The sequence below is a fragment of the Streptomyces sp. SM11 genome (assembly GCF_002910905.1).
In the GTDB taxonomy this organism is placed as follows: domain Bacteria; phylum Actinomycetota; class Actinomycetes; order Streptomycetales; family Streptomycetaceae; genus Streptomyces.
The window spans coordinates 1-14347 of sequence record NZ_NEUE01000051.1 but is presented as its reverse complement, the minus strand read 5'-3'; the positions used below and the strand labels follow the sequence as shown (position 1 = coordinate 14347).

Annotated in this window: 10 protein-coding genes; 9 read left to right on the top strand and 1 reads right to left on the bottom strand. The window is 73.5% G+C overall.

The features are described from left to right. The first annotated feature begins 190 nt into the window (after positions 1 to 190). The 7 genes from B9S58_RS03030 to B9S58_RS03000 all read left to right on the top strand — a co-directional run bounded on the left by B9S58_RS03030 (position 191) and on the right by B9S58_RS03000 (position 11391). Entirely contained in the window at positions 191 to 1579 is a 1389-nt protein-coding gene (locus tag B9S58_RS03030) for a hypothetical protein (RefSeq protein ID WP_103530595.1), read from the top strand. Between the two features lie 11 nt (positions 1580 to 1590). Next, entirely contained in the window at positions 1591 to 2628 is a 1038-nt protein-coding gene (locus B9S58_RS03025) for a glutamate ABC transporter substrate-binding protein (protein ID WP_103530594.1), read from the top strand. 121 nt (positions 2629 to 2749) lie between these two features. Continuing rightward, the gene (locus tag B9S58_RS03020; RefSeq protein WP_103530593.1) at positions 2750 to 4102 is read left to right on the top strand and encodes a hypothetical protein; all 1353 of its coding nucleotides are present in this window, start codon (positions 2750 to 2752) and stop codon (positions 4100 to 4102) included. Next, a complete protein-coding gene (locus B9S58_RS03015) occupies positions 4099 to 6969 on the top strand; it encodes a serine/threonine-protein kinase (RefSeq protein ID WP_103530592.1) in 2871 nt (956 codons plus the stop codon). Before B9S58_RS03020 ends, B9S58_RS03015 begins: the two co-directional genes overlap by 4 nt. Before the next feature lie 2 nt (positions 6970 to 6971). Next, complete coding sequence (locus B9S58_RS03010) at positions 6972 to 8462, top strand: PP2C family serine/threonine-protein phosphatase (RefSeq protein ID WP_103530605.1); 1491 nt, start codon at positions 6972 to 6974, stop codon at positions 8460 to 8462. Positions 8463 to 8554: 92 nt separating this feature from the next. After that, positions 8555 to 9910 carry a VWA domain-containing protein gene (locus B9S58_RS03005; protein ID WP_103530591.1) on the top strand — a complete coding sequence of 452 codons (1356 nt, stop codon included), beginning with the start codon at positions 8555 to 8557 and terminating at the stop codon, positions 9908 to 9910. A gap of 140 nt (positions 9911 to 10050) precedes the next feature. Next, entirely contained in the window at positions 10051 to 11391 is a 1341-nt protein-coding gene (locus B9S58_RS03000) for an FHA domain-containing protein (RefSeq protein WP_103530590.1), read from the top strand. Between the two features lie 52 nt (positions 11392 to 11443). Here B9S58_RS03000 and B9S58_RS02995 read toward each other — a convergent pair whose 3' ends face one another. Then, positions 11444 to 12445, bottom strand: a complete 1002-nt coding sequence (locus B9S58_RS02995) for a methyltransferase domain-containing protein (protein WP_103530604.1) — start codon at positions 12443 to 12445, stop codon at positions 11444 to 11446. A 122-nt stretch (positions 12446 to 12567) separates the two neighbouring features. On the opposite strand from B9S58_RS02995, the gene B9S58_RS02990 reads away from it, so the two are divergent. Together B9S58_RS02990 and B9S58_RS02985 are read left to right on the top strand one after the other, a co-directional pair. After that, positions 12568 to 12972, top strand: a complete 405-nt coding sequence (locus tag B9S58_RS02990) for a globin (RefSeq protein ID WP_103530589.1) — start codon at positions 12568 to 12570, stop codon at positions 12970 to 12972. Between the two features lie 190 nt (positions 12973 to 13162). Beyond that, positions 13163 to 14347: FtsX-like permease family protein (locus tag B9S58_RS02985; protein ID WP_308457887.1), on the top strand; the 1185-nt coding region annotated here is incomplete at its 3' end.

Below are 14347 nucleotides of genomic sequence, written 5' to 3'. Positions count from 1 at the left end.
GATGCACTGCCTGCCTTGATCGGCCGCGCCCGCCCTGATCGAATGCGGAGACCGGGGAGGATCGGCGCGGGACCGATGCGGGATCCAGGCGTTCCTGGTGTGGATGTCCGTCCCCGCGGCCATGCTTCTGGCCGGGCACGCGTCCTGGGCCGGGGACGGACCCGCTGTCAGTGACCGAGGGGGAGGTCGAGTGACACATCCGCCGAGCGGCGGCTCGCAGACGTTGCGCACGCCGGACCCGGTGTCCGGGCAGGCTGGCGTGCCCGCACAGCGCCGCGTCAGGTGGGCCGCGCAGGCCGAGCGCCTGCGCGCCGTGGCGACGACCGAGCCCGGCCGGCTCCAGATCATCGGGGCCGTCCTGGCCCTGCTGGTCTTGGCGTTCGGCGCGGTGACCACACTGGAGATCTCGTCGCGGGCCTCCGCGGCCGACGACGTGGTCAGCCGCAGTCAGCCGCTCAGCGCCGACGCGGCGGACATCTACCGCTTCCTGGCGGACGCGGACACGACGGCGGCCAGTGGGTTCCTCGCGGGCGCGCAGGAGCCCGAGGCGGTGCAGGAGCAGTATCGGAAGGACATCGAGGAGGCGGCCCGGCTGGTGGTGAAGGCGTCGGGGAGCACCGATTCCGACAGCGCGTCCAGCCGTGAGATAGCCACCCTCAACAAGCTGCTCCCGGTCTACACGGGCCTGATCGAGCGCGCCCGCGCCAACAACCGCCAGGGCCTGCCGCTGGGCGGCGCCTATCTCCGGTACGCGAACCAGAAGATGACCGGCGAGATGCTGCCGGCCGCCGAGCGGCTGTACGCGGCGGAGACCGGCCGGCTGGGGACGGACTCCACCGACGCCCGGCAGTGGCCCCTCCTGTCGCTCGGCGCCGGGATTCTGGTGCTCGGCGCGCTGGCGTGGATGCAGTGGCGCACCTACCGCCGGACGAACCGGCTGCTGAACCACGGGCTGCTGGCGGCGACGGCTGCCGCCTCGGTGGTGGTGCTCTGGCTGGCCGTGGGGCACGCGGTGGCCCGTACGGAGCTGCGGTCGGCGATGGTGCAGGGCCAGGCGTCCCTGGATGTGCTCAACGACGCGCGGATCAGTTCCCTGAAGGCGCGTGCCAACGAGAACCTCACCCTGGTGGCGCGCGGCGCGGTGCTGACTCCCGACGGCTCCGCCGACCAGTACGAGGCGGACTACGCCACGGGGATGAAGGCGCTGAGAACCCAGTTGGAGAAGGCCGTGCGGCTCGCGGACGACGAGAGCGGGGAAGCGCCGGTGGTCAAGGCGGCGGAAGGCGTGGCCCAGTGGCAGGTCCGCCACCGCGAGGCTCGCGCCACGGACGACAACGGCGACTACGAAGGCGCCCTGAAGCAGATCATCGGGACCGACGAGTCCACCGGGCACTCCTTCCAGCAGGTGGACACCGCGCTGGAGAAGGCGCTCGCCCATGAGCAGGGCGAGTTCACCGCGGCGGCGAAGGACGGGCGGGGGGCCCTGCGGGGCCTGCCGACAGGAGCCGCGGCGCTGGCGGTCCTGGGGGCCGCCGCCGTGATCGTCGGGGTCAACCGCAGGCTCTCGGAGTACCGGTGAGAGGGGCAGTGATGAGCAGGCCGAAGGACCGGTCCGGGCGCGGCGGCCTGCGCGGCTGGGGTGGGGTGACGGGGATGGCGGCGGCCTGCGCGGTCACCGCCGCGCTCACCCTGCTGCCGCTGGTCCACCACAGCGACGGGGCGGCCGGAGCGGACACCTCGGGCGGCGCGGCTGTCACGGCTGTCCAGACACGGGCCGAGGAGTGCACCGAGCCGGAGGCGAGCCTGCCCGCGTCGGGCGACGACGGGCCCAGCATCGACACGATCAAGCGGCGCGGCAAGCTGATCGCGGGCGTCGACCAGAACAGCTTCCGCTGGGGCTACCGCAATCCGGAGAACCGTGAGCTCGAAGGGTTCGACATCGACCTGGTGCGGGCCATCGCCAAGGACATCCTGGGCGACCCGGACGCTGTGGTCTTCCGCGCGATCCCCACCAACCAGCGCATCGCCGCCCTGGAGAACGACCGGGTCGACGTCGTCGTACGGACGATGACGATCAACTGCAAGCGGCTGGAGCAGGTCTCCTTCTCCACCGCCTACTTCCAGGCCGGACAGCAGGTGCTCGCTCCGAAGGTGTCGACGATCACCGGCTACGACACGTCGTTGAAGGGCAAGCGGGTCTGTTCGGCCGAGGGCTCCACGGCGTACGAGGCGCTGGAGAGGAGGTCCTTCGGGGCGCTCTACAAGGACGATTTCGACGGCACCGAGCGCGACCCGGACCTGCTGACCGTCCCCAGCCAGCTGGACTGCCTGGTGCGGCTCCAGCTCGGCGAGGTCGACGCGGTCGTCACGGACAACGCCCTGGCGGCCGGTCAGGCGGCGCAGGACCCGGCGGTGGAGCTCAAGGGGAAGGCCCCGTTCACCACCGAGTACTACGGCGTCGCGACGAAGAAGGGTGCGAACGACCTGGTGGCCCGGGTGAACAAGGTCCTCGTCGACTACCGCGCCGGCGGCACGAACAGCGCCTGGATGACGTCGTACCACGAGTGGCTGGCGGCCGGACTTCCCGGCATCACCGCACCGCCCGCACCCAAGTACCGCGGCGACTGACCCCGTAGCGCCCCTGCGCGTACGAACCGGAGCGAGCGGACCGGAGCAGATTCGAAGCAGACCGAAGCAGACCGATCCCGCCGGGCCCACCGGCCTGGCGGGGAGAGCGGAGAGGTGATCGATGGGCGTCGCGGGATCCTTCCCCAGCTTCGCGGGGAGGCCCCCCGGCCCGGCCATGGACCGGGAGGAGGCGGACCGTGCGCTGGCCCGGCTCGGCGCGGAGCACGAGGCCATCGAGACCTCGCTCCTCGCGCTCCAGGATCATGCCGGCCGCCGGCTCCTGGAGGGTGCCGAGCTGACCGGCGTCACCCGGGAGCGCTGGGCCACGACCGAGCAGTCGATCACCCTGCTGTGGGGGTACTTCGAGGCGTACGCGGGAGCCCTGTCCGAGGCGCGGGAGATCCGCGCGCGGCGGCGCCACCCCAACCGGGAGGACCTCACCGCGCTGACCGCCCTGCTGCGCGGCGAGGCGGTCACCGTCGCCAACCCGGTTGCCGTGCCGCCGCCTTCGGCCGCGGGTCCGGCCAGGCTCTCCGAGCAGTTCTCGCTCCAGGAGCTGGTCGCCCGGATGAACGAGCTGTACGCCAGGTCCCTGGACATGGTCGTCGCCTCCGACTCCGTCTGGTCGGCGCTGCCCGCCCGGATCGACCTGCTCGCGGCCGAGCTGCACCGGACGCGATCGCTGGCGCACTCCGTAGGGGTGCGGCCCGGTGAGCATCCGGCCGGGGACGACCTGGCGGAGATCACCGAGGAGCTGACCACGCTGCGGGTGCAGGTGATCTCCGACCCGCTGGCGTTCTGGCTGCCGGGACCCGGCAGTGCCGCACCCGGCGGCGGCCGCCCCGACACCTCGCGCTACGACCGGGCCGCCCGCGCCCTGGAGGACGTACGGCGGGAGATCGAGGCGGTGCTCACGGTCCGGCAGGACGCCGAGGCACGTCTGGTGCGGCTGCGGGACGTGCTCTCGCGGGCCGACCGCACCCTCACCGAGGCACGGGCGGCGCGCGGCGAGGTGCTGGCGAAGATCGCCGCTTCCGAGGTGCCCGCGGTCAGCGGGCCGCCGACCGCCCTCCAGGAGCGTCTGGCGGCCGCGTCGGACCACCGCAGACACGCCCAGTGGCACCGGCTCTCACCGCTCCTGGAGTCGCTGGAGCAGGAGGCCGAGGCCGAACTGCTGCGCGCCCGCGAGTCGCTGACCTCGGTGACGGCCCCGCTGGCGGTCCGCGCGGAGCTGCGCGGCCGGCTCGACGCGTACAAGGCGAAGGTGGCCCGGCACGGCCTGGCCGAGGATCCGGTGCTGATCGAGCGGTACGACGCGGCACGCCGCATGCTGTGGAGCGCGCCGTGCGATCTGCGGGTCGCCGGGCAGGCCGTCCTGCGCTACCAGCACGCGGTCGCGGACCTGCTGACGCCGCGCCGGCCCGACGGACCGCAGGACCGGCGGGGCCCGGGCGAACAGGGGGAGACACGATGAGTACACAGTGCCAGCGCCCCGCGTGCGAGGGGGACTACGAGGACATGGGCGGCGGTGAGCTGTATTGCGGCACCTGCGGTCTGGCGCCGGTCGTCTCGCCGACGGGCATGGTCTCCTCGCCGCCCACCGGGGTCGCCGGGGGTGGCCGGGCGAGCAGCCGGGACAGCTCCTCGCAGCGCTCGGGATCCCGCGCCTCCGCGCGGTCCTCGTCCCGTTCGTCGACCTCGCGCCGTTCGGTCTCCGGCCGACTGTCGCGCTCGCTGTCCGGGGCGTCCACCTCCCGTTCGGTCTCGGTGCGTTCCTCCGGCTCGACGTCGGCGAACTCCGCCCGGGGCCGGCTCGGCGTCGGTCTGGTGGAGGTGCCGGACGTGCCGCGGCCCGACCCGCGCACGGCGGTGATGGAGAACCCGGAGGTGCCCGAACGCAAGCGGTTCTGCTCCCGTTCGGACTGCGGGGCGCCGGTGGGCCGTTCGCGCGGTGAGCGGGAGGGCCGCACCGAGGGGTTCTGCACCAAGTGCGGTCACCCGTACTCCTTCGTGCCGAAGCTGGGCGGCGGCGACATCGTGCACGGCCAGTACGAGGTCGTGGGCTGTCTGGCGCACGGCGGGCTCGGCTGGGTGTATCTCGCGGTGGACCGGGCCGTGTCGGACCGCTGGGTGGTCCTCAAGGGCCTGCTGGACACCGGCGACCAGGACGCGATGGCCGCCGCGATCTCCGAGCGCCGCTTCCTCGCCGAGATCGAGCACTCCAACATCGTGCGGATCTACAACTTCGTCGAGCACCTGGACCAGCGGACCGGTTCGCTCGACGGCTACATCGTGATGGAGTACGTCGGCGGCAAGGCGCTCAAGGAGATCGCCAACGAGCGCCGCACCCCGGCCGGGAAGCGCGACCCGCTGCCGGTCGAGCAGGCCTGCGCGTACGGGATCGAGGCGCTGGAGGCGCTCGGCCATCTGCACAGCCGCAACCTCCTCTACTGCGACTTCAAGGTCGACAACGCGATCCAGACCGAGGACCAGCTCAAGCTGATCGACATGGGCGCGGTGCGCCGGATGGACGACGACGAGTCGGCGATCTACGGCACGGTCGGCTACCAGGCCCCCGAGGTCGCGGAGCTCGGTCCGTCGGTCGCCTCCGATCTGTACACGGTGGCCCGGACGCTGGCGGTCCTCACCTTCGACTTCCAGGGGTACACGAACGTCTTCGTGGACTCGCTGCCGGATCCGGGCACCATCGAGGTGCTACGCACCTACGAATCGTTCTACCGGCTGCTGGTGCGGGCCACCGACCCGGACCCGGCCCGGCGGTTCGCCTCGGCGGCGGAGATGGCCCAGCAGCTGACGGGGGTGCTGCGGGAGGTCGTGGCGCTCCAGACGGGCCGGCCGCGTCCCGCCCTGTCGACGCTGTTCGGCGCGGAACTGCGCGTGATCGACACGGAGTTGTTCGCCCGGCAGACGGACGACGTCTCGCGGCTCGGTGGCCGGGACACCGGCTCCGCGCTGGGCGGGCTCCTGGGCCGCCGCAAGAGAGCCGGGCGCCCGCCGTCCGGCGATCCGGCGCAGGGCGGTGCCTGGCAGGCCCACGGCGGGACCGCGCCGGCCGCGCCGGGGGCCGTGACGTCCGCGGCAGCCGGGGCGCTGCCGGTGGGCGCCCGGACACCCGGTCCGGCGGAAGGCCGTCCGGCGGGTCCTGCGGGTGCCCAGCCGTCGGGTGGATCGGGGGCCGCTCCGCTGGCGGCGCCGCCGACCCATGTCCGGGGTTCCGCGCAGGGCGGCGCCCCGCTCGCGTACGCTCCCCCGGCGCACGTTCCGGTTCCGGCTCCCCGGGCGGCGGAGCAGACCCCGGGCGCCTCGGCCGGGCCGTACGTCCCGACCGGCCCGTACGGCCCCTTCGGGGCGACCGCCGGAGGTGTCCGGCTCGTCCTGTTCGACACCCGGGCCACCTCGCTGGCGCTGCCGGTCCCCCGGGTCGATCCGATGGACCCGAACGCCGGTTTCCTCACCGGCCTGACGGCCTCCGCCCCGGCCGAGCTGATCACCGCCCTGCACACGGTGCCGGCTCCCTCGCTGGAGACCCGGCTGCTGGAGCTGCGGGCCCGGCTGGAGATGCGGGAGCTGGACTCGGCCGCCCGTGCGCTGAGCACCCTTGAGGGTGAACACGCGGACGACTGGCGGGTCGTCTGGTACCGGGGCGTCACCTCGCTGGTGACCGGCGACCACGAGACGGCGGCGCTCTCCTTCGACGCGGTCTACGACGCGTTCCCCGGGGAGATGGCGCCCAAGCTGGCGCTCGGGATCTGTGCGGAGGTGCTGGGCCAGCTGGACAACGCCGCCGAGTACTACCGCCTGGTGTGGGCGACCGATCCGGGTTTCGTCAGCGCCGCGTTCGGCCTGGCCCGGGTGCAGATCGCCGCCGGGGAGCGGGCCGGGGCGGTGAGCACCCTGGAGTCGGTGCCGGAGGCCTCGATCCACTACACGGCGGCACGGGTCGCCGCCGTCCGGGCGCGGCTGCGCGAGCGCTCGCACCGGGAGCCGCTGCTGGTCGATCTGACGGCCGCCGGGATCCAGGTGGCGACGCTGGACGCCTTCGGACTGGACCCGGTGCGCCACGAGCAGTTGTCGACCGAGGTACTGGGCAAGGCGCTGGACTGGGTACTCTCCGGTTGTCCCGGTGTCCCGGGGCTGGGTGGGCCGGCCGCCGGTTCGCCGGACGCACAAAAGCTGCTCGGCGCCGAACTGAACGAGCGGGGACTGCGGTTCGGGCTGGAACGCTCGTACCGGATACTCGCCCGGCTCGCGCAGCGGGGCGACGAGAGGATCGAACTGGTGGAGCGGGCCAACCGTTTCCGCCCCCGGACGTGGGTGTGAAGATGTCACAGAGCCGCCAGCAGCCCGCCCTGTCGAAGTGCCCCGGCTGCGAGGAGCCGCTGGATGCGGGCGACCTGTTCTGCGGGGCGTGCGGCTACGACCTCTCGGCCGTTCCGGCACGCCCCGACGACCGGCCCACGGTGGCCATCACCGTGCCCCCGGCCGCCCCGGCGGCCGGCCCGGTGCGGTGGCCCGCCGCAGCGGAGACCGACAGCTCGGACGTGCCCGCGCCCGTGCACCATCCGGCTGACCTGCCGGGGACGGACTCGGGCGGCAGGCCGCTGTCGGAGCCGGAACACGGTCAGGAGCAGGTGCAGGAGCAGGGCTTGGCTTCGGGGCAGGGCTTGGCGTCGGCGCAGGGCGCGGCATCGGGGCAGGACCTGACGTCCAGGCCCGAGCCGGGGCCGGTGGGCGGCCCGGAGGCCGTGGCCGTCCCGGTGCGCCACGACGACCGGGCGGAGCCGGACGGCGCGGCGGACTCCGGTGACTTCGCGCTGGCCGCGCCGGATCCCCGTACGGCGGAGCACACCCCTGCGGCCGCCACCGCTCCCGCCCCCGGGGCCAAGGTCTGTGTGGCCTGCCGCTCCGGCCGGGTGGACCCCGACGGCTACTGCGAGAACTGCGGGCACGCCCAGCCCCGCGAGCGCGACCACATGGAGCAGGAGCTCGACGCGGTGGCCGCCGTCAGCGACCGGGGCCTGCGCCACCACCGCAACGAGGACTCCTTCGCGGTTTCCTCGACCGCGCTGCCCGACGGATCGCCCGCCGTCGTCGCGATCGTCTGCGACGGCGTCTCCTCGGCGAGCCGGCCCGACGAGGCGTCGGCGGCCGCAGCGAGCGCCGCCAACGAGGCGCTCCTGGAGTCCCTGCCGCGCGGTACGCATCCACAGACGGCGATGCACGAGGCGATCGTCGCCGCGTCCGAGGCGGTCAACGCCCTGGCACAGGAACCGGCCGGGGCGATGGAGCACGACGCGCACCGCCACCAGAACGCCCCGGCCTGCACCCTGGTCGGCGCGATCATGGCGGGCGGCCTGCTGGTCGTCGGCTGGGTCGGCGACAGCCGGGTCTACTGGGTGCCCGAGGACCGGACCCAGCCGACCGCCCGGCTCACCGAGGACGACTCCTGGGCCGCGCAGATGGTGGCGGCCGGCCTGATGAACGAGGCGGAGGCGTACGCGGACGAGCGCGCCCACGCCATCACCGGCTGGCTCGGTGCCGACGCGTACGAACTGGAGCCGCACACCGCCGCGTTCAGGCCGGACCGGCCGGGCCTGGTGGTCGTGTGCACGGACGGCCTGTGGAACTACGCGGAATCCGCCGAGGAGATGGCCGCCGCCGTCCCGGCCGACGCCCAGGAACGTCCGCTGCGCGGTGCCCAGGTACTCGTCGGACACGCGCTCGACGGCGGGGGCCACGACAACGTAACAGTGGCGCTTCTGCCGTTCGCCGTACGGCCCCGAGGGGCAGGATCGGCCTGCGAAACCGTTTGAGCCGATTCTCCGCCCTGCCCCGCGGCCCTCGCCCCGCCCCGACCCGCGCCCCCTCTTCGCCTGATCCCCTGGAGCCTCAAGGAGCCGACCGGATGGCCATCTTCTCCAAGTCGAACGTGCCGCAGTTCTCCGTCGAGGTGTACCAGAACGAGTTCCTGCCCGAGGGCGGCCGTGAGGTCAACGCGATCGTCACCGTCACCTCGACCGGCGGCGGCACCACCGGCGGGACACCGCTGGCGGGTTCGGCGCCCGCGTACGGGCCGGGGCAGGCTCCCGACGCGGCCGTGGTGCTGATGGTCGACTGCTCCGGCTCGATGGACTACCCGCCGACGAAGATGCGCAACGCGCGCGACGCGACTGCGGCAGCCGTCGACACCCTGCGCGAGGGCACCCGGTTCGCGGTGGTCGCCGGGACGCATGTGGCCAAGGACGTCTATCCGGGCAACGGGCGGCTCGCGGTCGCCGACGCGCAGACGAAGGCCCAGGCCAAGGACGCCCTGCGGAAGCTGAGCGCGGGCGGGGGCACCGCGATCGGCACCTGGCTGCGGCTGGCCGACCGGCTCCTGGGCGCGGCCGACGTGGGCATCCGGCACGGCATCCTGCTGACCGACGGGCGCAACGAGCACGAGGCGCCCGAGGATCTGCGGGCGGCGCTGGACTCCTGCGCGGGACGGTTCACCTGCGATGCCCGCGGGGTGGGCACCGACTGGGAGGTGAAGGAGGTCACCGGCATCGCCGCCGCCCTCCTCGGCACGGCCGACATCGTCGCCGACCCGGCGGGACTGGCCGCGGACTTCACGCAGATGATGGAGAACGCCATGGGCAAGGAGGTCGCGGACGTTGCGCTGCGGCTCTGGACCCCGGTGGGGGTGGAGATCCGCTTCGTGAAGCAGGTCGCGCCGACGGTCGGGGACCTGACCGGACGACGCACGGAGGCGACCCCCCGGGCCGGGGACTACCCAACTGGTTCCTGGGGCGACGAGTCCCGCGACTACCACGTCTGCGTCCTGGTCCCGGAGGCCGGGATCGGCCAGGAGATGCTGGCCGCCCGGGTCTCGCTGATCCTGCCCGACCCCTCGGGCGCGGGCACCCCGCAGCCCCTGTCGCAGGGGCTCGTACGGGCCGTGTGGACGGACGACATGGTGGCGTCGACCTCGATCAATCCGCAGGTCGCGCACTACACGGGTCAGGCGGAACTGGCACAAGTCATCCAGCAGGGCCTGGACGCACGCAAGTCGGGCGACTTCGACGGCGCGACGGCGAAACTGGGCCGTGCGGTGCAGCTGGCGTCGGCGTCCGGGAACCAGGACACCGCGAAGCTGCTTTCGAAGGTGGTCGACGTCGTCGATGCCGCGACAGGTACTGTGCGACTGAAGGCGAAGGTCGCGGAAGCGGACGAGATGACCCTCGAAACGCGCTCCACCAAGACCGTTCGCGTCAAGAAGTAACCAAGAAGCAGCACGGCCCGGTCATCGGTTGACCACCGGCCGTGAACACAGAGCAGCCACACGTAATCGCTGAGCAACGACGCCGCGATCGACAGCATGACGGCCTCCGCGGCCGGAAGAGGAGAGGGGGAAGCGCCGACATGCCGACCTGCCCGAACGGACACCAGTCGGGTTCCGAGGACTGGTGCGAGGTCTGCGGACACCGCATGGCCACCGGCGGTGCGCCCGCGGGCGCCGTGCCCTCGCCCCCTCCGCCGCCGCCCGCGCCCGGTTACGGCTACCCGCAGCAGGGTTCCGACGGCGGCCAGCCCACCATGCAGGCTGAGCTCTGCCCGCAGTGCCGCACGCCGCGTGAGGCGATGGCGCCGTACTGCGAGGAGTGCCGCTGGAATTTCCTCACCAACACGGCGACCTCGTACACCCCGCTGGCCCCGCAGCACGGTACGCCCGGCGGTCCTCCGCCCGGCCTCAATCTGCCGCCCGGATTCCAGTCGCAGGGCCCCGGCGGTCCCGGCGGACAGCCTGGCCCCGGCGGTCCCGGCAGTCCCGGCGGACAGCCTGGTCCCGGTGCGCCGGGCGGCCCGCCCGGCGCGCCGCAACCGCGCGACCCGTTCGACCACCAGGGCTCACGCCCCTCGCAGATGAACCGCCCCGCCGAGCCGCTCGCCCCCGAGCAGAACGGTCCGAACGGTGGCGGCGGTCAGGGCGGACCTCCGCCGCAGTCGTTCCGGCAGGGTCCCCCGCCGCCGCCCTCGTTCCAGCAGCAGGGGCAGCAGCAGTCCGGCCCCTCACCTTTCGAACCGCAGCAGTCGGCGCCCTCGGCACGCTCGCCGTTCGAGCCCCAGCAGGCCTCGCCCTTCGCGCCGTCGCAGCAACAGCAGTCTGCGGGGCACACCGGCGGCGGGGACGACTGGCTGCTGCCGCCGCCCTCGCAGGCCCAGCCGCAGCAGTCGCCGCAGCAGTTCCAACAGCCTGGCCCCCACCAGGGGCAGGGGCAGGGGCAGGGGCCGGACCAGGGGTACGACCAGGGTCAGCAGCACGGCGGGGTGCCCGGCCGGGGCCGGCCCCAGCAGTCCGCCTCCTGGACCGCCGTGATCGCCCCGGACCGCGCGTACTTCCTCGCGATGATGCAGCGCAGCGGCCCCGAGGCGACCGGGCTGAACCTGCCCGCGTACTCCCCGGAACAGCGGCTTCCGCTCTCCGGCAGCCAGATCACCATCGGGCGCCGCCGGCACAGCACCGGCGAGTCCCCCGACGTCGATCTGTCGGTGCCCCCGGAGGACCCGGGCGTCTCGCACCAGCACGCGGTGCTGGTGCGGCAGCCCGACGGCAGCTGGGCGGTCGTCGACCAGAACTCCACCAACGGCACCACGCTGAACTGCGCCGAGGACCCGATCCAGCCCTACGTCCCCGTACCGCTCCAGGACGGCGACCAGGTGCACGTCGGGGCGTGGACGACGATCACGGTCCGCCGGGACTGAGCACGCGCCGCCGGGCTCGGGCGCGGGCAGCCGCACGCGCCGCCCCGTCCGGTCACCCGGCGGCGAGCGGCCAGGTGTAGGGGCCCTGCGGGTCGTCGAGCCAGGCCCACTGCCGGCCCTGGCCGACCGTGATGCCGTACCTCTCCCGCTGCGGGCGCTCCTCGCGCTCCCAGAGGGAGAGTGCCTCGTGCGGATCGAGGGTGCCCGTGGTCAGGGTCAGGAGAAAGCGGAAGAGGTCGTCCCCGGCCACCCGGCGCGGCAGTCCGCCGAGGTGCGGGCGCCCGCCGGGCCCCGGGAGCGCCCCCCGCAGGGGCACGAAGTACGCCGGGGTGTGCAGGAAGTGCCCCTCGGCGCGCGGTCCGCGCGCCGTCGCGCGGACGTGGAGCGAGACCAGGCCGGTGGCGAGGGGTGCGAGGATCCGCGCCCCCGGACGGCACTGTTCCGGCCAGGTCCCCGGTACGGACGGCAGGGTGCAGGTCGCGATCATCCGGTCGTACGGGGCGCGCCGCGGGCAGCCCCGGGCCCCGTCGCCGGTGATCACCGTCGGGCGGTATCCGGCCGCGGCGAGGTGTCCGCGGGCCGACTCCGTGATCTCCGGGTCCAGATCGACGCTGGTCACGGCGGAGTCGCCGAGCCGGTGGGCGAGCAGCGCCGCGTTGTAGCCGGGGCCGGTGCCGATCTCCAGGACCGTGTTTCCGTCCCGTACGTCGAGGGCGTCGAGCATCAGAGCCATCAGGGACGGCTGGCTGGAGGACGAGACGAGTTCGCCGTCCTTGAGCCGGGTGGCCAGCGCCCCGTCCGCGTACACGCCGCGCAGCCAGCGGGAGCGCCGCTCCGGGTCGGGGTCCTCACCCCAGAGGCGCTCGAAGCCCCGGATTCCGGGCACGTAGTAGAACGGCACGAACAGATGGCGGGGCACCTCGGCGAAGGCCGTACGCCAGGCGGGGTCGGTGAACCCGCCCCGCGCGGCGATCTCCCGCACGAGGGCTTCCCGCGCCGCGTCGGCCTCGGCGTCGGGGACGGACGGGGCGGGGCCTTGCCGGTGTGCACCCATGTCTCCACTGTCCTGCGCCGGGGCCGCGCGGGCGAGCGGCGGGCCGGAGGCCATCGCTCCGGGCCCCCGCCCTTGGTCCTAGGACCCCTGTCCTCGGCCGGTGCGTCTGCGACCATGGACGGGTGACTGAGATTCCGCGCGACACGCTTCAGGAGCAGACCTTCTACGAGCAGGTCGGCGGCGAGGCGACCTTCCGACGCCTGGTGCACCGCTTCTACGAGGGCGTGGCGGGCGACGAGCTGCTGCGGCCGATGTATCCGGAGGAGGACCTGGGACCGGCCGAGGAGCGGTTCGCGCTGTTCCTGATGCAGTACTGGGGCGGTCCGCGCACCTACAGCGACAACCGCGGCCATCCGCGGCTGCGGATGCGGCATGCGCCGTTCCGGGTGGACCGGGCGGCCCACGACGCCTGGCTCGCCCACATGCGGGTCGCGCTGGACGAACTGGGGCTGGCGCCCGAGCACGAGCGACAGCTGTGGGACTACCTGACGTACGCCGCCGCCTCGATGGTCAACACCGTGGACTGATCACTTCCGGACGACCGTATGACGATCCATGACCGGATGACTCCGGAATTCGACGCCCCATCTCCGGATAACGATCACGAGCGCATTAAAGTGCACCTGTAAGCGGTTACCAGAACCCTGTTGCCTCTGGAAGCATCACCGGTACGCCGGGGGGCGTGCACATGCGGTGTTTCCGGGGCTGGGGGATCAGGTGACGGGTTTCGTCCTTCTTCGGGTGAGGGCTCATCGCCTTCTGCTCTCCGCGGCCGTCCTCGCCGTCCTGCTGATCACATCCGTCCTGGCCGCGACCACCGCGTTCTCCGGTTCCGTGGGCGACGCGACCCTGCGCCACACGCTCACCCACGAGTCGGCCGCCTCCGCAGCCCTCGTCGTCTCCTCCTCGGTCGGCCACGAACAGCGCGCGGAGGCCGATGCCGCCGTCCGCAGGGTCTCCCGCGACGCCTTCGACGGGCTGCCCGTGACGGTGGGGAAGCTGGAGAGCTCGGGGTCGTACGCGCTGCCGCGGAGTCTCCAGGGCCCGGCCGCCCGGCGCGGCGAGCCGGACCTCACCCACTTCGCCGCCCTCGACCGGGCCCAGGTACGGATCACCGACGGAAAGGCGCCCGCGGCCCCCGACGGCGCCGGACCCGTCCAGGTCGCGCTGCCCGTCGTCGCCGCCGAGGCGCTGAAGCTGAAGCCGGGCGCGCGGCTCACCGTCACCGACCGGCTGAGCGACAAGAAGCAGCAGGTCCTGGTCGTCGGCGTCTTCGAGGCCGCCGACCGGTCGGACACGTACTGGCTACTGGACCCGCTCGGCGGGCGCGGAGTACGCAAGCTCGCCTTCACCACCTACGGCCCCCTGCTCACCGATCCCTCGGTCCTCGCCTCCGGCGCACTCGGCGACGGCGAGACGTCCTGGCTGGCGTCCGCCGACTTCGCCACCCTGACCACCGGCTCCATGGCGGGGCTGCGCCGTGCGTCGGCGGACGCCCCGAAGGTCCTGGCGGCCGCACCGGTGTTCGCGTCCGGCATCACCGCGCGGACCTCGCTGCCCACCGTGCTCGACCAGCTCGACCGGGCGCTGCTGGTCTCCCGCTCCACGTTGATGATCGTCGCCGTGCAGCTGGTGCTGCTCGCCGCGTACACCCTGCTGCTGGTGGCCCGGCTGCTGAACAGCGAGCGCGACGGCGAACGCGAACTGCTGCGGGCCCGGGGCGGTTCCCGGGGCCGGATCACCTCGTTCGCCGCGATCGAGGCACTGCTGCTCGCGGTGCCCGCGGCGGTGATCGCCCCCCTGCTCGCGGGGCCGCTGACCCGGCTGCTGGCCGAGCACAGCGCCCTGTCCCGGATCGGGCTGAAGGTCGGAGAGGCCTCCACCGGCACCGTGTGGCTGGTC

Excerpts from the sequence above, each read along its gene's own strand:
- B9S58_RS03025 (WP_103530594.1), top strand. The coding sequence starts at position 1,591 with ATGAGCAGGCCGAAGGACCGGTCCGGGCGCGGCGGCCTGCGCGGCTGG.
- B9S58_RS03020 (WP_103530593.1), top strand. The coding sequence starts at position 2,750 with ATGGGCGTCGCGGGATCCTTCCCCAGCTTCGCGGGGAGGCCCCCCGGC.
- B9S58_RS03015 (WP_103530592.1), top strand. The coding sequence starts at position 4,099 with ATGAGTACACAGTGCCAGCGCCCCGCGTGCGAGGGGGACTACGAGGAC.
- B9S58_RS03010 (WP_103530605.1), top strand. The coding sequence starts at position 6,972 with ATGTCACAGAGCCGCCAGCAGCCCGCCCTGTCGAAGTGCCCCGGCTGC.
- B9S58_RS03005 (WP_103530591.1), top strand. The coding sequence starts at position 8,555 with ATGGCCATCTTCTCCAAGTCGAACGTGCCGCAGTTCTCCGTCGAGGTG.
- B9S58_RS03000 (WP_103530590.1), top strand. The coding sequence starts at position 10,051 with ATGCCGACCTGCCCGAACGGACACCAGTCGGGTTCCGAGGACTGGTGC.
- B9S58_RS02995 (WP_103530604.1), bottom strand. The coding sequence starts at position 12,445 with ATGGGTGCACACCGGCAAGGCCCCGCCCCGTCCGTCCCCGACGCCGAG.